The sequence below is a fragment of the Gorillibacterium sp. sgz306347 genome, assembly GCF_059735245.1.
The window spans coordinates 1-22,468 of sequence record NZ_JCAPET010000015.1 but is presented as its reverse complement, the minus strand read 5'-3'; the positions used below and the strand labels follow the sequence as shown (position 1 = coordinate 22,468).

At 57.6% G+C, this 22,468-nt stretch carries 20 protein-coding genes and 2 tRNA genes; 17 read left to right on the top strand and 5 right to left on the bottom strand.

Annotated elements, in window-relative coordinates:
- Window positions 1-69 precede the first annotated feature (69 nt).
- On the bottom strand, window positions 70-486 hold the full coding sequence (locus AC6I6H_RS10170; protein WP_497953648.1) for a hypothetical protein: 417 nt from the start codon (window positions 484-486) through the stop codon (window positions 70-72).
- A gap of 290 nt (window positions 487-776) precedes the next feature.
- Between AC6I6H_RS10170 and AC6I6H_RS10165 the strand changes: the two genes are divergently transcribed.
- The 3 genes from AC6I6H_RS10165 to AC6I6H_RS10155 all read left to right on the top strand — a co-directional run bounded on the left by AC6I6H_RS10165 (window position 777) and on the right by AC6I6H_RS10155 (window position 4,103).
- Window positions 777-902 (top strand): hypothetical protein, encoded by a 126-nt coding sequence (locus AC6I6H_RS10165; protein ID WP_497953647.1) that lies wholly within the window; start codon window positions 777-779, stop codon window positions 900-902.
- 290 nt (window positions 903-1,192) lie between these two features.
- A complete protein-coding gene (locus AC6I6H_RS10160) occupies window positions 1,193-2,467 on the top strand; it encodes a DUF5050 domain-containing protein (protein WP_497953646.1) in 1,275 nt (424 codons plus the stop codon).
- A gap of 337 nt (window positions 2,468-2,804) precedes the next feature.
- Entirely contained in the window at window positions 2,805-4,103 is a 1,299-nt protein-coding gene (locus AC6I6H_RS10155; RefSeq protein ID WP_497953645.1) for a DUF5050 domain-containing protein, read from the top strand.
- Window positions 4,104-4,242: 139 nt separating this feature from the next.
- On the opposite strand, the gene AC6I6H_RS10150 is transcribed toward AC6I6H_RS10155, so the two are convergent.
- Window positions 4,243-5,964, bottom strand: coding sequence for a SulP family inorganic anion transporter (locus tag AC6I6H_RS10150; protein ID WP_497953644.1), 1,722 nt, complete (start codon window positions 5,962-5,964; stop codon window positions 4,243-4,245).
- A gap of 30 nt (window positions 5,965-5,994) precedes the next feature.
- Entirely contained in the window at window positions 5,995-6,327 is a 333-nt protein-coding gene (locus AC6I6H_RS10145) for an ArsR/SmtB family transcription factor (protein WP_497953643.1), read from the bottom strand.
- 363 nt (window positions 6,328-6,690) lie between these two features.
- Here AC6I6H_RS10145 and AC6I6H_RS10140 point away from each other — a divergent pair, with 363 nt between their 5' ends.
- The 7 genes from AC6I6H_RS10140 (at window position 6,691) to AC6I6H_RS10110 (ending at window position 15,015) form a co-directional block, all read left to right on the top strand.
- Window positions 6,691-7,743, top strand: a complete 1,053-nt coding sequence (locus AC6I6H_RS10140) for an SPFH domain-containing protein (protein ID WP_497953708.1) — start codon at window positions 6,691-6,693, stop codon at window positions 7,741-7,743.
- A complete protein-coding gene (locus AC6I6H_RS10135; RefSeq protein ID WP_497953642.1) occupies window positions 7,740-8,765 on the top strand; it encodes an NAD(+)/NADH kinase in 1,026 nt (341 codons plus the stop codon). Before AC6I6H_RS10140 ends, AC6I6H_RS10135 begins: the two co-directional genes overlap by 4 nt.
- Before the next feature lie 117 nt (window positions 8,766-8,882).
- Window positions 8,883-10,217, top strand: a complete 1,335-nt coding sequence (locus AC6I6H_RS10130) for a LolA family protein (RefSeq protein WP_497953641.1) — start codon at window positions 8,883-8,885, stop codon at window positions 10,215-10,217.
- A gap of 346 nt (window positions 10,218-10,563) precedes the next feature.
- Window positions 10,564-11,766, top strand: coding sequence for an alanine racemase (gene alr, locus AC6I6H_RS10125; RefSeq protein ID WP_497953640.1), 1,203 nt, complete (start codon window positions 10,564-10,566; stop codon window positions 11,764-11,766).
- A gap of 234 nt (window positions 11,767-12,000) precedes the next feature.
- Window positions 12,001-12,285: a CopG family ribbon-helix-helix protein gene (locus AC6I6H_RS10120; protein WP_497953639.1), complete on the top strand. Its 285-nt coding sequence runs from the start codon at window positions 12,001-12,003 to the stop codon at window positions 12,283-12,285.
- A 2-nt stretch (window positions 12,286-12,287) separates the two neighbouring features.
- Window positions 12,288-12,638, top strand: a complete 351-nt coding sequence (locus AC6I6H_RS10115) for a type II toxin-antitoxin system PemK/MazF family toxin (RefSeq protein WP_497953638.1) — start codon at window positions 12,288-12,290, stop codon at window positions 12,636-12,638.
- 238 nt (window positions 12,639-12,876) lie between these two features.
- Complete coding sequence (locus AC6I6H_RS10110; RefSeq protein ID WP_497953707.1) at window positions 12,877-15,015, top strand: Tex family protein; 2,139 nt, start codon at window positions 12,877-12,879, stop codon at window positions 15,013-15,015.
- A gap of 237 nt (window positions 15,016-15,252) precedes the next feature.
- On the opposite strand, the gene cmpA is transcribed toward AC6I6H_RS10110, so the two are convergent.
- Window positions 15,253-15,405: a cortex morphogenetic protein CmpA gene (gene cmpA, locus AC6I6H_RS10105; protein WP_497953637.1), complete on the bottom strand. Its 153-nt coding sequence runs from the start codon at window positions 15,403-15,405 to the stop codon at window positions 15,253-15,255.
- 215 nt (window positions 15,406-15,620) lie between these two features.
- Window positions 15,621-15,974: a hydrolase/acyltransferase gene (locus tag AC6I6H_RS10100; RefSeq protein ID WP_497953636.1), complete on the bottom strand. Its 354-nt coding sequence runs from the start codon at window positions 15,972-15,974 to the stop codon at window positions 15,621-15,623.
- Between the two features lie 147 nt (window positions 15,975-16,121).
- Between AC6I6H_RS10100 and AC6I6H_RS10095 the strand changes: the two genes are divergently transcribed.
- The 7 genes from AC6I6H_RS10095 (at window position 16,122) to AC6I6H_RS10065 (ending at window position 21,973) form a co-directional block, all read left to right on the top strand.
- On the top strand, window positions 16,122-16,595 hold the full coding sequence (locus AC6I6H_RS10095; protein WP_497953635.1) for a SprT family protein: 474 nt from the start codon (window positions 16,122-16,124) through the stop codon (window positions 16,593-16,595).
- A gap of 19 nt (window positions 16,596-16,614) precedes the next feature.
- Window positions 16,615-16,690 (top strand) — tRNA-Asn (locus AC6I6H_RS10090).
- Window positions 16,691-16,700: 10 nt separating this feature from the next.
- Window positions 16,701-16,792 (top strand) — tRNA-Ser (locus AC6I6H_RS10085).
- Between the two features lie 172 nt (window positions 16,793-16,964).
- The gene (locus AC6I6H_RS10080) at window positions 16,965-17,645 is read left to right on the top strand and encodes a response regulator transcription factor (protein ID WP_497953634.1); all 681 of its coding nucleotides are present in this window, start codon (window positions 16,965-16,967) and stop codon (window positions 17,643-17,645) included.
- Window positions 17,642-18,679 carry an ATP-binding protein gene (locus AC6I6H_RS10075; RefSeq protein ID WP_497953632.1) on the top strand — a complete coding sequence of 346 codons (1,038 nt, stop codon included), beginning with the start codon at window positions 17,642-17,644 and terminating at the stop codon, window positions 18,677-18,679. The genes AC6I6H_RS10080 and AC6I6H_RS10075 overlap by 4 nt, the downstream gene beginning before the upstream one ends.
- A gap of 120 nt (window positions 18,680-18,799) precedes the next feature.
- Entirely contained in the window at window positions 18,800-19,465 is a 666-nt protein-coding gene (locus AC6I6H_RS10070; RefSeq protein ID WP_497953631.1) for an ABC transporter ATP-binding protein, read from the top strand.
- Between the two features lie 408 nt (window positions 19,466-19,873).
- On the top strand, window positions 19,874-21,973 hold the full coding sequence (locus AC6I6H_RS10065) for an ABC transporter permease (RefSeq protein ID WP_497953630.1): 2,100 nt from the start codon (window positions 19,874-19,876) through the stop codon (window positions 21,971-21,973).
- Window positions 21,974-22,468 lie beyond the last annotated feature (495 nt).

The window sequence follows — 22,468 nt, the reverse complement described above, 5'->3', positions numbered from 1 at the left end:
GGCTGCCGCAGCGAAAGTGAAAGTCGCTAGGCGGATAAACTTAAGCGGGGTTATCCTCGACCCTAACGTTCAATCCACGCCTCCTCCTCCGCCTGTGTCAACCCCGCCGCCATCGAAGCCGCCTCCGCTGTCGCCGCCCCAATCGCTGCCGCCACCGCTGTCCCAGCTGTCGCCACCGCTATCCCAGCTGTTCCCGTCGCTGCTCCAGCTGTCCGAGCTGCCGCTATCGGAGGAGTCGCTTCCGGGATCGCCGCCCGTATCACTGTCGTCCCCGGTGTAGGAGTCGCCGCTCCCGCCTTCCGGGTCCTGCTCTTCCGTGCCGCCGTTCCGCTCTTGCTCCTCTTCTCCATTGGATGCGTCGGAGCCTGCGATCATGGCTCCGGCGATGAATGCGCCTGTCGGGTCCGGCGTGAACCCTTGATTGGCGTGCGCGTTTGAGCGAATGCCCCTGTGCGGACTGCCTTGCGTCGGTCTCTGCTGCCGCATCGTTGAGTCGCGTCCTGTCGGCCGGTTGCCGGAAGTTCGTTGGTTGGTGTTGCCACTGCGGGAAAATGCCACTAAAATGAAGACGATGACAACAAGCGCAAAAATCGCAAAAATCCACATTTTTCGCGTCCCTCACTTTTCCTTTTTCTTTATTTTATCACGGGCACCAGCTTTTTGGAGGGTTCTCCCGCAAGACGGGTTAAAATATAGTAGAAAGGCAAGGATAGAGAAGAGAGATGCCGAAACATTCAAACAGCAGGAGACGTCCTTTTAAAGGAGGTGCCTGGAAAATGCGACGGGATGAGGAACACAGCGACCCGGTTGCGCCGGGCAGAGGGATCGTTTACGGAGTATTGGCCGGAGCCGTCATCTGGGCGGTTATCATCGGCGGAATTGTGCTTTATTTGAGGTCTTAGAGAAAAGCGTTTTGAGAAGAACTGTGCCGCCGGGTCTAACGACTCGCGGGCAGTTCTTTTTCTTTGGGCCGAAACTCGCGGATGTATACAGAAAAGATTCCCATTTACCGATATATGAGGGAGAGGACAAGCAATCCGATTGGGAAGGAGGAACGAACCGGAAGCTTGGCGTTTTGTTGTTGTACATATGTGAAAAAAAGCGCAAGTGGAACCGCAGTTGTAGAACTTTGATGACGAAAAGGTGGACACGGAGCATGGACCAAGCTTTCGGAAAAGGATATGCAAAAACAATGAAATGGTGGACCTGCCTGCTTCTCTTCGTCACGCTGGCAGGGGCCGCCCTTGCGCACCCGGCGGGAGCGGCCGCCGCGCCTGTCAAAGCGGCGGTTTACTTCACGGCCGAAGACGGGGCGCTGTACAGCGTGCAAAGCGACGGCACCAAAGAGCAGAAGCTGGCAGACGATTACGCGGGCGATATCCCCGTGGCGGTCGGGAATTATCTGTATTACCAGGCGCCGGGGAAAGACGGGGACGACCTTTGGCGTGTTCCCAAGAGCGGAAAAGTGCAGAAACCGGTCCGTATAGCGGCTAATGTTCACCTGATTCATTCCGGACTGGACGGCTACTTGTATTACTTGACGGGCGCCGGAGACATTTACCGGATTGCCGGCAACGCGGCCAAGCCGACGGATGGGAAGAAGATCGCCGCCGGAGGGGACACGGAAAACGCCTTGATGCTCGTCTGGCAGGGCTATCTGTATTACAACGCCGGAAATGACGGAAAGTCGTCTGCGGTCGTTTCCCGAAAAGCGGACGGCAGCGGCAAGGAGCAGCGTGTTGCGACGGGGGCGTTTTTCGATTGGAATGCCGAACTCGACAAAAAGACGTTGTATCTGATCGTCGACACCGACCCGCTGGCCCAAGAGGAAAATCCCGAGACCGTCGCCCTGTATGCCGCCCCGAGCGGCGGCGGAGCCGGCAAGGCAGTAAACGGAAACGCCCTGCTGGAAACGAACGCCCTCCTTGGCGCTGCATGGGCGGGGGCGTACTTCCTGCACAACCCCGGTGTATCGCTTGATCCGAACAACGAAGAGGGCCTTTTTGCACAGGCAGCCGGCGCGCTGCTGAAGACCAACGGGACCGTCATCCCGCTGCATGACAGCGCGGTGCTGGCGATTGCCGAGGCCGGAGCCGACCGGTTGGCTTTTCTCGACGCAAACGGAGACGCGTATGTCAGCACGCTGAAGAACGGCCAAGTGGTCAAAACGGTCCAGCTTGCGGTAAGCGATGGGATTGACCTGAACAGCAACCTGGCGGGCGGCAAAACGAAAACCACTTTGATCGCCGCCGAGGATGGCGTTTATAGCCTTGCTGCCGGCGCAACGCTCAAAAAATTGATCGGCTCGAATTGGCTCAGCTATCACATGGAAGCTGCCGTTCCCGGGATCTTCTATTTGACGGGAGACGAATACGGCCAGTTGAACTGGATTAGCGTTGACGGGAAACAGAAGAAAGTTCTTTCCAAAAAACCGGTTGAGGCCATCCTCTTGGTTGAAAAACAATAAATGCGGGGGTCCGTTTGGATTCCTCGATCGGCTCAGCCGTTCCTTCGGGGAAGCGGCCGTCTTGAGAGATAGGTTCCTTGATTCAAGGCTGTTTCTTATCGGGACAAGGCAAGCCGTCGACTGGGTCCAGGGTCACGGAAGAGCGTTCAAATTGGGAACGAAGCAGCTTTTTCCGCGGGGCCGGGAAACCGATAAGAGAAGGGAAGACTTGGAAACCCTGAAACCGGATGAGAGGGGGCGTCTCGGCTAGTTCTCCGTACATAATGAACCGAAAAGGGATCCAAAAAAAGAAACATAACGTTACAACCAGAGAGCGAAAGCGAGGATGACAGAAACCATGAAAAGCAAATTTCAATGGATGAAGCAAGCGCTGTGCGCCGTGCTGGCGCTTGCGCTGCTGTTGGGCGGAGCGGCCCTTGCTCCGGCAAAGACAGAGGCGGCCGCGGCTGCGGCTAAAGAAGCCTATGTGTACTACACCTCCGAAGACGGCCTTTACCGGGTGCTCGGCAACGGAACCAGAGAAGAGAAGCTGCTGGACGAGTTTTACGGGACCAACGTGATGGTGCTGGGCAATTATCTGTATTTTGAAGACGAAGAGCTCCCGGGAGACCTGCTGCGCATTCCGACGAACAGCGCGGGCGTAGTGGAGCAGCCGACCCGGTTTGCCACAAACGTGGCGTATTATGAAGTGGTCGACAACTTCCTGTATTACATGACCGCCCAGGGCAAGCTGTACCGCGCGACACCGGCGGCGACGGCTTCTTCGCAATCCCGGCTTATTGCCGATGCGGGCAACACCGAATATCCCGAGTTTGCCGTCGTGGACGGCCGTGTTTACTACAGCGCGCTGAAAAACGGCAAGCCTTGGGTCGCGGCGAAATCCCGCGACGGCAGCGGAAAGGTGCAGTGGCTGGCTGCCGGCGCTTTGGAGGACAGCAGACTGGTGAAGGCGGACGCTGCGGCGGTGAATTTCCTGGTGAACACCAAACCGGAAGAAACGTTTTATTCGACCGACTGCATGGTGTTCTATTCGATCCCCCGCAAGGGCGGCAATCCGAAGGCGGTCAACCTGAAGCTGCCGATGGATTACAATGAAATCACTTCCGGCCTGTATACGGACAAGTATTACGTTTGGAACAAAGACATCAAGCTGGATGAGAACAAGGACAGCGACTACACCACCGGCAAGGGCTTTCTCATGAAACTGGGCGGCAAATCCATCGCCATTCTGGACCGGGCCGTGTATGACGCCGCCGATCTTGGCGCCGACAAGGTGGCCATTGTGGACGGCTACGGCAAGGCTTATGTAAAAGTGCTGAAGAACGACAAGGTCATCGCCACCAAAACGCTTCCGGTGAGCAACGCGTACGGCTTCAATCCCATGTACTCGAACGGGAAAGTGCGGGGCGTCCTGCTGTCGGCCGCTGACGGCATCTATCTCGTGAATGCCGATATGACGGTGAAAAAGCTGGTCGGCGAAGAGTGGGATTCTTACTGGGCGATCGATGATGTTTCGGGTATTTTCTACCTGAACGGGGACGACTGGGGACTGTACCGCAAAAGCGAGGACGGCAAAACTAACCTGAAGCTTACGGATAACGAAGTGGACGATATTGTGCTGGTTACGAAAGCCTGATTCCTTTCCCTTTTCATGACAGACTGAACGGTAGGGTCGAAGTCCTGATGGCTTAAAGCTGCGGCCGCATGATGAAAAAAGTCCTTCGCCGCTTCCAGACCGGAAGCAGCGAAGGACTTTTTTATGGAGGGGCGCCGGGTCAGGAAACGTCTTGTTTTTCCCCGCAGAGCGCCTGGCATTCCCGGAAGGCGTTGTGCCGGCAGCCGGCGCACTTGCCGGCGTCGAGCGCGCTCAGGGCGCGTGCCAGCGCGTCTCCCGTGCGCTCATAGAAGTTCGTCTCCCCGATCCGATTCCAGAGCCCCGTTTTCATCAGCATTTGTTTGGGCTGAGGCTGAAGGTCCGCGACCAGAACGGTACCGCCGGCTTTTTGGAACCGGGTGACGAACCGGAACAGCTTGGACTCTCCCGTTGTGTCGATGAACGGCACTTTTCCCATGCGGAGGATCAGGCACCTGGCTTCCGCCTGCTCAAAGAAGCGGCTTTCGAAGGCGGATGCGGCCCCGAAAAAGAGCGGGCCTTCGATGCTGTAAATGCCGATTTGCGGACAATCGTGATTTTCGGTCACCATGTGGGCTTTTACTTTCCCGCTGGCGGCGCTCGGGTCGGGCAGCACCTTGTCGACGGCGGCGAGCCCGCTCATGTGCTTGACAAAAAGCAGAACGGCGATCGCCAGCCCGATCTCGACGGCTGTGGTGAGGGTCGTAAAGACGGTCAGCAAAAAGGTGATCAGCAGGATGACGGTGTCTCCGGTGCGGGTTTTCAGGATGTGGGCGAACGCTTTGCGTTCGCTCATATTCCAGGCGACCATCATCAGAACGGGAGCCATGCTCGCCAGCGGAATGCGCGACGCATAGGGCGCGAACAGCACCAGAACCAACAGCACGACCAGCCCGTGTATGATCCCCGACAAGGGGGAAGCGGCGCCGTTTTTGATGTTGGTGGCGGTGCGGGCGATGGCGCCGGTGGCCGGAATGCCGCCGAACAGCGGAGCGGCCATGTTGGCGATGCCCTGCCCGATCAGCTCGCGGTTGCTGTTGTGGCGGTCGCCCGTCATTCCGTCGGCGACGACGGCGGACAGCAGCGACTCAATCGCGCCCAGCATGGCGATGACGAAGGCGGGCGCCAGCAGGGACTCCATCCGCTCCCACGAAAGAGCGGGGAAGTGGAAGCCGGGGAGCTTCGCGGGAATATCGCCGTAAGCGGAACCGATGGTGGCCACTTCGCCGGGGTACAGCCAGACGGCGGCCAGCGTGGAAAGGAGAAGCCCTACGAGCGAGCCCGGCACGCGCGGCAGGTAGCGGGGCGTGAGCAGAAGAGCGGCCAGGCAAATGCCGGCGGTCAGAATGCTGTACCCGTTGATCGAGGAAAGGTGAACCGCCAGCTCGCGCATATTGGGCAGAAACGCTTCATGACGCTTCAGGCCGGCGAGCCCGAGGAAGCTGCCGATTTGCCCCGCAAAAATGGTGACGGCGATCCCTGCCGTAAAGCCGATGGTCACCGGGCGCGGAATGAACTTGATGAGGGCGCCAAGCTTGAACACGCCCATCAGAACCAGCATGACGCCGGCCATAAACCCGGCGATCAGCAGGTTTTCAAAGCCGTATTGGGCGACAATCGCGAACAGAATCGGAATAAACGCCCCCGTGGGGCCGCCGATCTGAAACCGGGAGCCCCCGCACAGCGAAATCAGAATCCCGGCGACGATGGTGGTGTAAATGCCGTATTCCGGCTTGACGCCCGAGGCGATAGCGAACGCCATGCCGAGCGGGATGGCAATGATGCCGACAATGCTGCCCGAAATCAAATCTTTGCGCAGCATGCCGGCCTGGTACCCGGCAAACCGCTCATCCTTCCACTTCATCCGTAACCCTTCTTTTCTTGGATTGTCTGATTATTGCTTTTCCTTGCGCATTCCTTCGAGGAGCGAGATGGCGTCCACCAGATGATTGTCGAAAATGCGCTTGGCCACCGCCAGAAGGTCCTTGATCAGCGGATCGCGGAGCGAATACGTGACGGTTGTGCCTTCCTTGACGCTGCTGACTAGATTTTTGGCCCGCAGCACGGCGAGCTGCTGGGAGACTGCCGAGCCTTCGGAGCCGAGAACCGTTTGAAGCTCGTTTACGTTATGCGGCCCCAGACTCAGCACTTCCAGGATGCGGATTCGCATCGGATGCGCCAGCGCCTTGAAAAATTCCGCTTTGAACTGCTGAATGTTTGCTTCCATGCCGCCTCCCCCTTATGATCTTTATCTCTGAATATTTGAAAATACAAAATTACTATACGCCCGGGAGAAGGCCTTGTAAATGTCCATTTTCGCACAACTGATGATGACAAGGAGACGACTATGCGAAAAATCGCTTCCGCTGCCTTGAAAATAGAAACGGCTGCTGCCGGGTTTCTGTCCCGGCGGCAGCCGTTTCATTTATATAGGAACTTGAAGCATAACTCACGGAAAGAGGAAGGGGTCCCTTTTGACAGGGGATGGAAGCGGAAATTTAAATTGTCGTATTGACATTATAAAAATTTATTAGTATCATAACGATATAATCAAATTGATAATATAAAATTCGGAAAGCGAGGAATGAGCATGTTCGGATTTCGGTTTGTGAAATTTCAACCCAGCGAATACGTCATGAAAATGCGGAGCGGCAAGGTAGTGCGGGAAGGCATCGGGTTGTCCTTTTTCTATTACGAGCCCACAACCTCGGTTGTCGTCGTCCCGGTTTCCTCGCTCGATGTGCCGTTTATGTACCAGGAGATGACGAGCGATTATCAGACCGTTACGGTGCAGGGACAGCTGACCTGCCGGGTCGCGGATTACCGGAAGATCGCCCAGATGCTCAATTATACCTACAGCCTGAAAAAGAATCAGTACCTCTCGGACGATCCGGGCAAGCTGCCGCAGCGCCTGATCCAGATCGCCATGGTGCAGGCCAAAAAGCATCTGGAGCGGATGCCGCTGCGGGAGGCGATTCAGGCAGGGGAGCGTCTGGCGCACGCGGTCGGGGAAGAGCTGGCGCGGAACGAGGAGCTGGCCAAGCTGGGCGTCGAGCTGATGGGCTTCTCCATTCTGGCGGTGCAGCCCAACAAGGAGACGGCCCGGGCGCTTGAAGCGGAGGCCCGGGAGGACATCCTCCGCAGCGCCGATAACGCGCTGTACGAACGGCGCAACGCTTCGATCGAGCAGGAACGGCGGGTCAAGGAGAACGAGCTGAACACGGAGCTGGCCGTCGAGGCCAAGCGCCGGCAAATCCGCGAGGCGCAGCTGGACGCGGAGCGGGCTGCGAACCGGAAGCAGAATGAGATGCTGGAGGAGCAGCTTCGCTTTGACACGGAGCTGGAGGAGCAGCGGCGGGCGCTGATCGAGCTTTCGGTCGCGGGCCGCAAGGCCGAGGCGGAAGGCAAGGCTTACGAGCTGGCTGCGGTCATGGGCGCGCTGCGCGAGGTCGAGCCGAATGTGCTGCAGGCGATGGCCAACCTGGGAATGGCTCCGGACAAACTGATCGCCATCGCGTTTCAGGGGCTGGCCGAAAACGCGGCGAAAATCGGCCAGCTGACCATTACGCCGGATTTGCTGCAAGGCCTGCTTAACGGAGATGCAGGCAGCGGCGGCCGGACGAAGACCGGAGGCGCGCGATGAACGGGGCGGCTGGGGCGGGCCCGGACCGCAAGCTGGTGCTGATCAAGCGGCGGACGCGGCTTGAGGAGCTGATGGTGCGCTACAACACCGTGCAGCAGGCGAAGTTTTATCTGGAGCGCCTTGGGGCGGACTTTGGCGATTATCAAGCGGAGGACGCCGTCTACCGCCAGGCGGTGAGGGAGGCGGCCGAAGCGCTGCATCCGTTCGGAAGGGTGCAGGTGCTGGACCGGGAGCATGTGCCGAATTTTCTTTTCGGGCCCGACGACACGGTGGTCGTGCTGGGACAGGACGGTCTGGTGGCCAATACGCTGAAATACGCGGGCGAGCGGCCTCTGATCGGCGTGAACCCGGACCCGGGGCGGTGGGACGGGGTCCTGCTTCCCTTTACCGTGAGGGATTTGTGCAAGGTGGTGCCGGAGGTTTTGGGCGGCCGCCGGCAGGTCCGCGAGGTGACGCTGGCGAAAGCCGAGCTGAACGACGGCCAATGCTTGTATGCGGTGAACGACCTGTTTATCGGGCGCAAAACGCATGTGTCGGCGCGGTATCGCCTTCGTTTGGAGGACCATGTGGAGCAGCAGTCGTCAAGCGGCGTGATCGTGTCCACCGGCCTCGGCGCGACCGGGTGGCTCAAAAGCGTGCTGGCGGGCGCGGCCGGCATCGTCGGCGGAGCGACGCGGCGGCCGCTGACACTATCGCCGGAGCTGGTGGCGGGCGAAGCGGTGGAGATGCCCGGACGGGACCGAGGGAACGGCGGCGGAGTGGAGCGTGCGGGACAGCCGGGGGTTGCCTGGGACGCGCCGCAGCTGTATTTTACCGTGCGGGAGCCGTTTCCGAGCCGCACCACCGCGGCCGGCCTCGTGTTCGGCCGGATCGGCGAAAACCGTCCGCTGCGCATCGAATCGCAGATGCCGGAGGACGGCGTGATTTTCAGCGATGGAATGGAAAGCGATTTTCTCGCATTCAATGCCGGCGTCGAGGCCGTAATCGGTCTGGCCGAACGGAAGGGCCGTCTGGCCGTCTAGCCGCCCCCCCTGTCCGGGCGGAGGGCCAAGCCGGAACTCGTCTGCATAACGGTCCAAGTTCCCACATAGACATGTTATCAGTTGTGCTTAGCCTATGTGAAGAGAGGATGGATGGGAATGCGACGGACCCTTTGGATTGCCGCGTCGGTCATTCTGTGTCTGGCGGTTCTGCTCTCCGGATGCGGGAAAAAAGACGCGGGGGCGGTCATCAAAGACCTGGATCAAACGCTTAACAAACTGGACAGCTACGAGGGCAGCGGCCGGATGGTGCTGATGACCGGACAGCAGCAGCAGGAATATCAGGTGCAGGTATGGTACAAGAATCCTCATTTTTACCGCATTGCCCTGACCAATGACAAGCAGAATGTCAACCAGATCGTGCTGCGCAACAACGAAGGAGTTTTCGTGCTGACGCCCGCATTGAAAAAGAGCTTCCGCTTCCAGAGCGATTGGCCGGAAAACCAGGGCCAGTATTATTTGTACCAGTCGCTGGTTTCGAGCATTCTGGACGATCAGGAGCGGAAATATACGGCGGACGGCGAGGATCTCGTGTTTGATGTAGCGGCCAACTATACCCACTCGTCTCTCGCGCGGCAAAAAATCTGGCTGGACAAGAAAAGCTACAAGCCCAAGCATGTCGAGGTGCGTGACACCAACGACAACACGCTGGTCACGGTGGATTTTACCGCCTTCGAGTTTGGCAAGAAATTTGACCCGGATTCGTTTGACACGAAGAAGAATCTGGCGGGCGCCGGGCTGAATGCCGATCCGACCCTGGGCGAAGCCGGCGATCCGGCGGCGGATGCGATGGCGGACGCCGACGGACAGACGACCGATGCGGACGCTCCGGCGGCCAGCCCGAAAGACGGCGGCAGCAGTGCGAGCCCATCGGCTTCGGCGCTGCCTTCGCCGAGCGGTACCGCTTCGGGCGCGGCCGCCGCGCCGGACGAGTCCGAAGCGGATTCCGCCGCGGGCGGGCCGGCTGACGGGGATGGCGCGGCCGCCGATGCGAACGGCGAAGCGGGTGTGGACGGTGCGGCTGCTTCCGCGGACGACCCGGCCGGAAACGGTGCCGCACCCGAAGGCTCCGGCAATGGAACGCTCGCCGTCGGGGAACAGGGGCTTCCGTTCCTTCAGCCCGACCTGCCGGGCGGGGTAGCCCTGGAAAGCACCGATGACGTGACCCTTGGCGGGGAGCCGGCCGTGCTGAGCCGCTACGCGGGAACCTACAACTTTACGCTCGTGCAGTCGCGTCCCGAATCGCAGGAAATGATGCTTCTTCCGGGAGCCAGCGTGGATCTCGGGTTTACGATCGGCACGCTGACGGGCAGCGACAAGCGGACGCTGACCTGGACCTACAACGGAACGCTGTTCCGCCTGTCAAGCGCGGACCTGCCGACGGAAGAGATGATGAACATCGCGCAAAGCCTGCAGGGAACGGAAGAAAAGTAAACCGGGACAGCGAGCGGGCGGAGGACGACCGGCTTGGGGGAGCGCGGAGGGTCCGTCCCGTCCGCACGCGGGCGAAGAGACGCGGAGCAAACCGGCCGGCGGCCGGTTCTGTGCTCCGGAAACGTTCTAGGCCCGCTCAAAATGCGGGTTTGACACTTCCCGTTAATGCGATTAACATGAAATGAGCGGTCGCGTTTCCGGCCGTCATTCCCGAACAACCAGGGCACCGGGGGCCTTCACTGGCCTGCCGGAGCCCTTTGTCATGGGAACAAACCGCGAGCCGCAGCGCGCGAGGCTCTTGCAGCCTTCCGTCCGGCCGCGACAACGACTGAAGAAGGTGGAGTTTGTGGATTCCTTTTATCGTCCGACCCGGGTGGAGATCTCGCTGGACGCGCTGCATCACAACCTACGGGCATTCCGCCAGGCGATTCCCGAATCAATCGGCCTGATGGCCGTGATCAAGGCGGACGCTTACGGGCACGGAGCGGTTCAAGTGGCGCGGGAAGCGCTGGCCTGCGGCGTCGGCTACCTGGCGGTCGCCTTTTTGGATGAAGCGCTGGAATTGCGCCGGGCGGGCGTGGACGCCCCGATTCTGGTGCTCGGCCATACCCCGGTGGACGGCATTGCGCTGGCCGCCGAATTCGGCATTACCTTGACCGTTTACAGCGACGACGCCCTCGACGCGATCGCCGCTCTTCCCGCAGGCGGGCTTCCGGTATCCGTCCACGTTAAGATCGATACCGGCATGGGCCGGCTCGGGCTTTATGAAGAGCAGGACGCCGTCCGCTTTATAAACCGGGCCATGCAAACGCCCGGCGTTTCCGTCGAAGGCTTGTACACGCATTATGCCTGCGCCGACGAAAGCGACAAAACCTGCACGCTCGAGCAGTACCGCAAGCTGAAGGCGGTTGTCGATCATTTTGCTTCGCAGGGTATTGCATTCCCGTATATCCATGCCGGCAATACCGCGGCCGCAATCGATACCCCGGAGCTTACTTATAATATGGTCCGGCTGGGCATCGGCATGTACGGCCTGTACCCCTCCGAAGAAGTGAACAAGGAACGCATTGCGCTGAAGCCGGTCCTGAGCATCAAGACCGGCGTGGTGATGCTGAAGCCGCTTCCCGCCGGTTCGGGCATCAGCTACGGCCACCGCTATCACACCAGGCGCGACGGCGAACGGATCGCCACTCTGCCGGTGGGCTACGCCGACGGCTTTTCGCGCATGCTGACCGGCAAGGCCGAAGCGCTTATCGGCGGGCGGCGGGTGCCGGTCGTCGGCACCATCTGCATGGACCAATGCATGATCGAAGTAACCGGCGTGCCGGAAGCGGCGGTCGGGGACGAGGTCGTCATCCTCGGCGTGCAGGGGAATGAAGCGATCACTGCCGAGGATTTGGCGGCCCGCCTCGGCACCATCAACTATGAGATCGTCTGCATGATTTCGCACCGGGTTCCCCGCGTCTATATCCGGGACGGCAGAGCGGTGCACATCGTCAACCACCTGCGCCACGAGCTTTCCGCATCCGAATCGGCCGGCATCCGGTAAACCGGCCGTATCCCAAAACGAGGCGTTTGCGGCGGCGGAAAATGACGTTTTTTTGCATGAAAATGTACCATGCGTTTCCTTGATCCGCCAAAAATTATGGGACGGGCTCTTGCATCTGCGGAGAATCCGGTATAACATACTTGATATATGGACCGCATATAACTATCCTTGCATAAGGACTTTGCGGTAGCTCGTTCTGCATGCTATGATGCTTGTAATGTCTTTGGGGGTGCGATGCCTGTGTCAAACGTGAATACGAAGAGGATCATGATCAGTCTTCCGAACAACCTGCTTCAAGAAGTGGATGGGATCGTGGAAATCGAGAATTCGAACCGCAGCGAGCTGATTCGCCAAGCCATGAAGCTGTACCTGATGGAGCGGAAGAAGAGATTTTTGCGCGAGTCTATGCAAAGAGGCTACATGGAAATGGCGAAGATTAATCTCCACATCGCTTCGGAGGCGTTTCAGGCGGAAGAAGATGCAGGTATCAGCGTGGGCCGCTTAGTTAGCGGGGTGTGAACTTGATAGTCAAACGTGGCGATGTGTTTTTTGCCGAACTGTCCCCTGTGGTCGGTTCCGAGCAAGGAGGCTTGCGTCCGGTTCTGGTGATCCAGAACGACATTGGCAACCGCTTTAGTCCGACGGTCATCATCGCGGCCATCACGGCGCAAATCCAGAAAGCCAAGCTTCCCACGCACGTGGAGATCGACGCGGCTTCCCATGGATTCGACCGGGATTCCGTCGTTCTGCTGGAGCAAATCCGGACGATCGACAAGCAGCGGCTGACGGACAAGATCACGCATCTGGATGACGAGATGATGAAACGGGTGGATGAAGCCCTGCAGGTGAGCCTCGCGCTCATCGATTTTTGAGTGCAAGCAAACGAACGGCACAAGAGGAAAACGGGGGCATGCCCTCGTTTTTGGTTTTTTACCGGGACTAACGCGCCTGGAACGGAATACATACAGACCAGAAAAAAGGATGGATCGACGTATGGCGGAACGGCCGGAACAGACGGAAACGGCGGCGCAAAAGGATACGGAAAAACGGGCGGCGGCGCAGCCCGGAGAAGAGCGGACGCGTGCGGAAAAGGAACGGCTGCTTGCGCAGATGGCGTCCGAGCTGCAGCTGCCGGGCCACAAGGTAAAAGCGGCGGTGGCGCTGCTGGACGAAGGCAACACCATTCCCTTCATTGCCCGCTACCGCAAGGAAATGACGGGGGAATTGGACGAGAACGAGCTGCGGGCCATCGAGGAGCGGCTGCAGTACCTGCGCGGCTTGCAGGAGCGCAAGGAAGAGGTGCTGCGGCTGATCGGCGAGCAGGGGAAGCTGACGCCGGAGCTTGCCGATGCCGTCGCCCGCGCGGCGAAGCTGCAGGAGGTGGAGGACCTTTACCGCCCGTACCGGCAAAAGCGCAAGACGCGCGCCAGCGCTGCCAAGGAACGCGGCCTCGAGCCGCTGGCGGACTGGCTGCTGAAGGAGCCGCGCAAGGGCGATCCGGAGGAGGAAGCGGCGCGGTATGTCGACGCGGACAAGGGCGTGGGCTCCGCCGAGGAAGCCCTTCAAGGCGCGATGGACATCATCGCGGAGCTTGCGGCCGACGACGCCAAAATCCGGGCCTGGGTACGCAGGCACACGTGGGATAACGCGGTGCTCGTCACCGAAGCGAAGGAAAAGGAGCAGGATTCCGTCTACGAGATGTATTACACGTACAGCGAGCCGGTCCGCAAGCTCCCGCCGCACCGGACGCTGGCGATCAACCGCGGCGAACGGGAAAACGTCCTGAAGGTTTCGCTTGAGCTGGCCCCCGACAAAATCCACGAGTTCATCGCCCGCCGCTTCATCCGCTGGGACTCTGCGGCCAAGCCCTATCTCCGGCAGGCGGTGGAAGATGCGTACAAACGCCTGATCGCTCCCGCGATTGAGCGGGAAATCCGCGGCATGCTGACGGAGCAGGCGGAGGAGCACGCGATCCGCATCTTTGCCGAGAACCTGCGGAATCTGCTGCTGCAGCCGCCGGTCAAGGGGAAGGTAGTGCTCGGCGTCGACCCCGCCTACCGCACCGGCTGCAAGCTGGCCGTCGTGGACGAGACGGGCAAAATGCTGGAGGTGGCGGTATCGTATCCGACGCCGCCGCACAACAAGGTACGCGAAGCGAAGGAGATATTCCGCCGGCTGATCGAACGGTACGGAGTGGAGCTGATCGTGATCGGCAACGGCACCGCGTCGCGGGAGACGGAGCAGTTCGTAGCGGATCTCCTGCGCGAGACGGATGCGAGGGGCCTGGCCTACATCATCGTCAGTGAAGCGGGCGCAAGCGTATATTCCGCCTCCAAGGTGGCCCAAGGGGAGTTCCCCGACCTTGATGTGGCGGAGCGGAGCGCGATTTCCATCGCCCGCCGGATGCAGGACCCGCTGGCGGAATTGGTCAAGATCGACCCGAAATCGATCGGGGTCGGCCAATATCAGCATGACGTAACGCAAAAACGGCTGGAGGAGAGCCTGGGCGCCGTGGTCGAGTCGGCGGTCAACCACGTCGGGGTCGACGTGAACACGGCCTCTCCGTCGCTTCTCGGCTACGTGGCGGGGATAAACGCCACCCTCGCCAAGAACATCGTCAAGTACCGCGAGGAGAACGGCAAATTCGAAGCGCGCAAGGAGCTGCAAAAGGTGCCCCGGCTCGGAGCCAAGGCGTTCGAGCAGTGCGCCGGTTTTCTGCGCATCTCGGACGGGGGGAGCGCGCTCGACAATACGCCGATTCACCCCGAATCGTATGAGGTCGTGCAGCGGCTCTTTGCCGAGCTGGGGCTGAAGCAGACGGATATCGGCTCCGCGGCGGCGCGGGAGAAGCTGGCCGAGGCGCGTCCCGAGGATTACGCGGAGCGGCTCGGCGTCGGCGTCCCGACCCTGCGCGACATTCTGGACAGTCTCCGGCGCCCCGGCCGCGATCCGCGCGAGGAGCTGCCGCCGCCGATCTTCCGCACGGACGTGCTGAAGCTGGAAGACCTGCGCCCCGGCATGGAGCTCACCGGGAGCGTGCGAAACGTAATCGATTTCGGCGCGTTTGTGGACATCGGGATCAAAAACGACGGCCTGGTCCACATCTCGCAGCTCAGCAGCCGGTTTGTCAAGCATCCGATGGATGTGGTGTCCGTGGGCGACACGGTGCAGGTCTGGGTGCTGTCCGTGGACGAGAAGAAGGGGCGCGTCAGCCTGACCATGCGTCCGCCTGCCGGAGCGGCCGATTGACCGCGGCGCCGGACCTCGGGAATCACAATGCGCAGCCTCTAAGACGGCAGACTGAAATGAGAACGGGCGGAAGCAAAAGGAACGCGCGATAGCAGCAAAACCAAAAGGGAAGCCCGCGCGGCTTCCCTTTTGGTTTTGCTTTTCCCTTCCGGTTTTCTTATCCGGTCTCCCCCTCTTCAGGCGGCCGCCGTTCCGCCGGAACCCCAAAGGGGATGCAAGGCTTTTTGTCATGTTTCCTTAAACCCGTTCCTTGCCGCTCTCCGACGGCCAGCGCGCCTGGCCTTCCTCCTGCGACCGGTAGTAAAACCAGCAGTCCCCGAGCAGCTTGATTTTCCGTACGTTTTTCGTCTGGAACGCCCGCATCAATTGATTGCACAACCAGTGAGGCACCGCACACGCCCCTTTCCGCGACTGTATAGTTTCACTATATGAAGGCGCCCTGAAAGGAGTTCCGGGCCGCGGGCAAAATCATCGGTGCTCCCTGCATAGCGGTTTGCTTTCCGGGGCAACCTCGGAACAACGAGGCGCCAAAAGCAAAAAACGCACCGTCCCGTGTACGTCCGGGGACCGGTGCGCCGCTGAAGCGGGCCGTGCCGCTTTCGGCCTTATTCCATTTCTTCCTCATATACCTGCTCCAGCTGCGCCTGCAGGGCGCGGATTTCGGTCAGCAGGGAAATCAAGGGGTACTCGCTTTCGGGGATGGCGGCAAACGACCGCTCCAGCCGGTTTATGTAGTCCAGGCCGCCGTGGACCGGCTGCGTCCGGTCGATCAGCTCCAGATTGTCGAATTCCGCTATGACCTTGGGCAGCTCCGGCGTCCCCGCGCTGGGCAGCTTCCCGATCTCCTTGTGCAGGCGGACGAACAGAGCGGTAAGCTGGTACATATGTCCGGCCGGCATCTCGACCAGCTCGAATCCCGCGCCTTTGCTCAGCAGCGCGTACCGTTTGTCAAACGTCATCGGTCAAGTTCCCTTCTTTCGTGCCCGAAAAACCGGGCGTTTCTCTTGACAGTGTAGCGTAGATTGCGGTAAAAATTCAAGAGAACAAGAACAAGGCCGCGGGGGCGGCGGAAAAGCGAGGAGAGGAAGATTTCCACGAACAAAGGGATGGACGACGCAGAGCTGCAGCAGTGGGTGGAAAAGGTTTCTCTGGAGAGCTTCGGATGGCCGTTCCGGCACAAAGCCGTCTTTAACAGCCGGCTGCGGGCGACGGGCGGGCGTTATTTTACCAAATCGCATCATATTGAAATCAGCTTGCGGCATTACGAGGCCTTTGGCCCGGCGGAGACGGAGAAGATCATCAAGCACGAATTGTGCCATTATCACCTTCACCTGCAAAAGAGGGGCTATCGGCACAAGGACGACGATTTTAAAATCCTGCTGAAGCGGGTGGGAGGCACCCGGTACTGCTCGTCCCTGACGGTCGACCGGAAGAAGGAGCCGTACCGCTACAAGCTTCGCTGCGTCGACTGCAGCATGGAATATTTGCGCAAGCGGAAGGCAGATCCGAAGCGCTATGTATGCGGCCGATGCAGAGGGAAGCTGCGTTTGGAAGCGCTTGACTTGTCTCTGACCCCGTGATACGATGAAAAAAAGGCGTTCCCCGATAGCTCAGTTGGTAGAGCACTCGACTGTTAATCGAGTTGTCACAGGTTCGAGTCCTGTTCGGGGAGCCAGTGGTTCCATGGAGAGATACCCAAGTTGGCCGAAGGGGACCCTCTGCTAAGGGGTTAGACTGAGCAATCGGTGCGAGGGTTCGAATCCCTCTCTCTCCGCCATGGTTTTACCCGACCGACCGCGAGACGGGCGGTTTTTTTATGCTTTGCGGCGTTTTCAATAAGAACTGAAGCGATGACCTGCAAGTGGGACACTTTGAAAAAAAGTGACCTTCTTCCAGGTCTTTTGTGTTTTAATCAAACTATCGAAGAAGGAAACCAAAGGTGTGAGGAAATGAGACGGATACTTGTTGTAGAAGATGATGCGATGATGAATTCCGGGCTGTGCTATAACCTTGAGCTGGACGAGTATGAGGCCGTACCCGCCCATGACGCGGCAGCCGCTCGGGAAAAAATAAAAAACGAAGCCTTTGACCTGATTGTTCTGGATGTGAATCTGCCGGACGGAGACGGCTTTGAATTGTGCAAACAAATCAAAACGGTCCGGGATACCCCCGTGGTGTTTCTGACCGCCTGTGACCTGGAAGCCGACGTGATGGCGGGCTTTGATCTGGGCGCGGACGACTACATTACAAAGCCGTTCAATATCCACATTTTCCGAAAAAAAATAGCCGCCGTGCTGAGACGGTCAAAAAAGCCGGAGAACCCAAGCCTCTACGAATGCGGCGAGCTTGTGATCGACTTCGCCAAGCTGAAGGCATCCGTCCAAAATGAACCGGTGCTTCTTACGCCTACCGATTACAAGATTCTGAAAATTTTCACAAGCAATGCGGGCATCCTTTTGACGAGGCGGCTCCTGCTTGAAAAGCTGTACGATGTAGACGCCAATTTTGTGGAGGAGCATGTTCTGACCGTCAACATCAACCGGTTGAGAAGCAAAATTGAAACCGGCGAGAAAAAATACATCCGGACCGTTTTCGGCATGGGGTATATATGGGCTGGTGAGAAGGGATGAAGAAGAATCTATCGACAAAAGGGATTTTTACCGGTGTCGGCACGGCTTTTTTTCTTCTTTCCGCCTGCTTCCACCTCCTTGTTTTTCGCCATACCGAAGGTCTGGTGATTCGGAGCGCGGCCGTCGTCTTTTCCCTTCTGGTCTTGCTGCTGGGGATTCTCCTGATTGTTCTGGTTAGAAGGAAACTGGTGGCCTTTTCCGATTCCCTGAGCGCCTGTCTGGATCGCATCATGAACGGAGACGAGGATGCGGCGTTCGATCTGGAATCGGAAACGCTGGCGGGCAAATTCCATGCCAAACTGAAACGACTTTATGAAATTATGCAGCGCGGCAAAGAGCAGGTTCAGGAAGAAAAACAGTCTATTCAGGAGATGATCTCCGATATCTCGCATCAGGTAAAAACCCCGGTAACGAATCTGAAGATGTATAACGCGACCCTGCTGGAACGCCGGCTTCCTTATGAGAAGGCACAAGCCTTTCACAAGCTGATGGAAACGCAAATCACCAAGCTCGATTTCCTGATGCAGGCGATGATAAAGAGTTCACGGCTGGAGACCGGGATTATCGCGCTTTCCGTTTCTCCTGCGCCGATTTACGATACGGTGGGTCTTGCCCTCGCAGACATCGAACGGTCAGCCGAGGAAAAAAGGATTGGCGTATCCGTAACCTGCGATCCCTCCCTGCTGGTGCCGCACGATAAGAAATGGACGGCGGAAGCTCTGTTTAACATTTTGGACAACGCCGTGAAGTACACGCCGCCGGGCGGCAAAATCACCGTAACGGTGGAGCGTTGGGAAATGGCGACGAAAATTGACATGACCGATACAGGAAAAGGAATAGCGGAGCGGCACTTTGCGCAGATCTTCAAACGGTTTTACCGGGAGGCGGACGTGCATGATTTACAGGGAGTCGGCATTGGCCTTTATTTATGCCGCGAGATTATTTCAAAACAGGGAGGATATATTCAGGTAGCCTCCGAGGTAGGGAAAGGCTCCACGTTTTCGGTATTCCTTCCAAACGAAAAGCAGCTTTAAGCTGCTTTTTTGCTTTGCCGGGTGAAAGGTCTCAAGACTGTGAGAATGTACGACGGGATTGATACTTTTTGGTGACATTTGCCCTTCATACTGAGACAAAACCGCAATGGAGGCTTTTCTATGAGTATATTAAAGACAACCGGGCTGAAAAAAACGTATGGCAGAGAGCCGTATAGTGTGAAGGCTTTGGGGGGCGTCGAGCTGAATGTTGAGCCGGGAGAATTCGTTGCGATTGTCGGCACATCCGGAAGCGGGAAGTCTACCCTGCTGCACATGCTCGGGGGGCTGGACCATCCCACCTCCGGCAGTGTGGAAGTGGACGGGAAAGAACTGTCCCGGATGAACGATGATCAGCTTACCATTTTCCGGCGCCGGAACATCGGGTTCATTTTTCAGAACTTCAACCTTGTTCCGATCCTGAATGTCTATGAAAATATCGTCATGCCCATTGAATTGGACGGCGAGAAGCCGGATGAAGCGTTTATTAACAAAATTGTAAAAACGCTTGGGCTGACCGAAAAGGTAAATCATCTGCCGAACAACCTGTCCGGAGGCCAGCAGCAGCGTGTGGCGATCGCACGGGCGCTGGCGACCAAGCCTGCCATCATTCTCGCCGACGAGCCAACCGGAAATCTGGACAGCAAAACCAGTCAAGAAGTGTTGGGCCTGCTGAAGATGACAAGCCAGCAGTTTCATCAGACCATCGTTATGATTACGCATAATAATGAGATTGCCCAGCTTGCCGACCGGATTGTACGAATTGAAGACGGCCGGGTCGTGGCATAAGGGGGCGGAAGGATGTTTCAGAACAACAACAAGGCCGTGGCCAAGCGGCTTGCCAAACGCAGCCTGTACGCGGACAAGCGCAGAAATATCATTGCCGTTATCGCCATCGCCCTAACCGCCCTTTTGTTCACCAGCGTGCTCACGATGGGATTTGGCCAGCTGGAAAGCATGCAGCGGGCAACCATGGTCATGTCCGGAGGGGACGGCCACGCGTCAATCAAATATGTGACGGATGAGGAATACGAAACGATCCGCCGCCACCCGCTGATCAAGGAAATGGCATACGGCCGTTTGCTCGGCGACAGCGTAAACAACGAAAAGGTTGCCAAACGGGTTACGGAGTTTTGGTATTACGATGATACCGGCTTGAAATTCGGGTTCGCGGAGCCGACCGGCGGGCATAAGCCGGTGGCCGAAAAGGAAGTGATTGCCGATACAAAAACGCTTGAGCTGCTGGGTGTACCGCTTGAGGTTGGCGCGCCGGTCCCTTTGCAGCTCACGGTTCACGGCCAGCAGGTTCAGCGCGATTTTATTTTGGCGGGCTGGTGGGAAAGCGACCCCGGCTATAACGTCGGACAAATCATTTCCTCCCGTGCTTATATGGATGCCCATTTGGATGAACTGAAAAACACCTACTATCAGGATGGTTCAACTACGGGAGCGATCACAGGCTATATCAAGTTCAAGAACAGCTTGAATATCGAGAAAAACCTGGAGACCGTGCTGACGGAAAGCGGCTACTCCATGGACAAACACGCGCCCCATTACATCGAAACCGGCATCAACTGGGCCTACATCTCCACCGGAACGAAACTCGACGGCGGGACTGCAATCGGTCTTTTGTGTGCCATGGCGCTGTTCGTGTTTGCGGGCTATCTGATTATCTACAATATTTTTCAAATATCCGTTCTGAAAGATATACGCTTTTACGGACTTTTGAAAACCATCGGGATGACCCACCGTCAATTGCGTACGCTGATCCGTCATCAGGCCATGCTGCTTTCCTTGCTGGGCATTCCTTTAGGGCTTCTGGGGGGATTCTTTATCGGCAAAGCCTTCGTACCGGCCTTAATGGCGCATTCCTATTATGCGGGCAGCGCGGTGTCCGTCACTCCTCATCCGCTTATTTTTGTCGGAGCCGCCTTGTTTGCTCTGGTTACAGTCTTTATTAGTACCTATAAGCCGGGAAAAGTCGCCGCCGGCGTATCCCCTGTAGAAGCAATCGGTTATAACGAAGTCACGCAGGGCGGCCGGAAAAAAGTGAAAAAATCAAGAAGCGGCGCAAGGCCGGAACGAATGGCCCTGTCCAACCTGGGACGCAATAAAAAGCGCACCGTTCTGGTTGTTGTCAGCCTCAGCCTCAGCATCATACTGGCGAACACGGTGTTCACGCTTTCGCAAAGCATTGATGTGAACAAGGCGCTGGAAAAGTTTAATGATTCGGATTTCCTGCTCGGCCACATGGATTATTTCAAGTACATGTACAACGGCGAGGACAATGCCTTGAGTGAAAGCTTTATTGGCGCGGTTACCGGGCAAGCGGGCTTTGAAGAAGGCGGACGCTTGTATGGCGCTTGGGGGACTTATTCAAGCCAAAGTTCCGGTCAAACGATGAACATGCAGTCTGACGGGTCTTTTTTGACATCATTCTACGGACTTGAGCCCTTTCCGCTCTCCCGCCTTGATCTGGTTGACGGCGAACTGGACGGGACCAAGCTTGCTTCCGGCAGCTATGTTCTGGAAGGGGTATTGGCGGATGATAACGGAAATGTGCGAACAGGCTCCATGAACCACCAAACCGGTGATAAACTAACGCTGCATTACGGAGACAGCAGCCGGGAAATGACCGTGCTGGGACATGTGGTCGCCAAATCGGAAACCAATACCGACGGAGTCTGGAGCGGATCCGCCCTCTACATGCCGGCCAGTGTTTTCACAAAGATGACCGGGATTGAATATGCCATGAGTTATGCCTTTGACGCCGCAGGAGAGCAGGAACACGATATAGAGCGTTTTTTGAAACAGTACACCGGCAATGTGGAGCCTGCCATGAGCTATTCGTCAAAGTTTACGGAACTCTCCGGGCTTGAAGGGATACGGAATACGGCTATCCTGATCGGAGGCGCTCTGACGCTGATCATCGGGTTGATCGGAATACTCAACTTCATCAATGCGATTCTCACAAGCATACTGACTCGCCGCCGGGAATTTGCCATGCTGCAAAGCATCGGGATGACACGAAAGCAGCTAAAAACCCTGCTGTGCTGGGAAGGGGGCTTCTATGCCGTTTTCACTGCCATCGTTTCGGTTTTCCTCAGCGTATGCTGCTCCCTGCTGATTATCCGGCCTTTCAGCGCCAATGTATGGTTTATGAGTTTTAAATTTGTATTTTGGCCTTTAGCGGTTATCCTGCCGGTCCTGCTTGTGCTGGCAGCGTTGATTCCCATGATCTCGTACCGTACCGCAGATCGGCAGAGCCTTGTGGAGAGGCTGCGGGAAGCGGTTTAGGGTATAAACGTATGAAGCCTGAAGCAGACTGAATAGGCCAAGGGAAACGACGGCAACTCGCTGTCGTTTCCTCAGCTTGTCGAGAAACCCGGTTCATTTTTGTTACCAGGGGTAATCCGTTTTGTTTGTCATCGTTGTAAAGGGGAAAACGAGGGGGTTACTGACTCCGTTTATCTCAGCGATCCTGTTGGGTCGCCATCTTCTTCCTATTCTGTACGTCTACGGTCATCCGCGCCTCCCCGTTTGCCTCGTTCTCCTTCCTTTCTCTCTGCTTGTGGCGGGCACAGGCCAACGGAGCCAAGGAAAAAGGGCAAATAGGTGCACAGCGACACTTATTTCCGATGATGTTTCGTTCCAATCGCGAAATAATTCCCTGCACGCACTTAATTCCGACTAAACAAGCGATATCCGGAGATAAACGGAGAAATAATTGCTTTTTCGTATCTAATCGCAGTAGACTTGCAAAAAAACTTACATGGTGCCTGTAAGAGGATA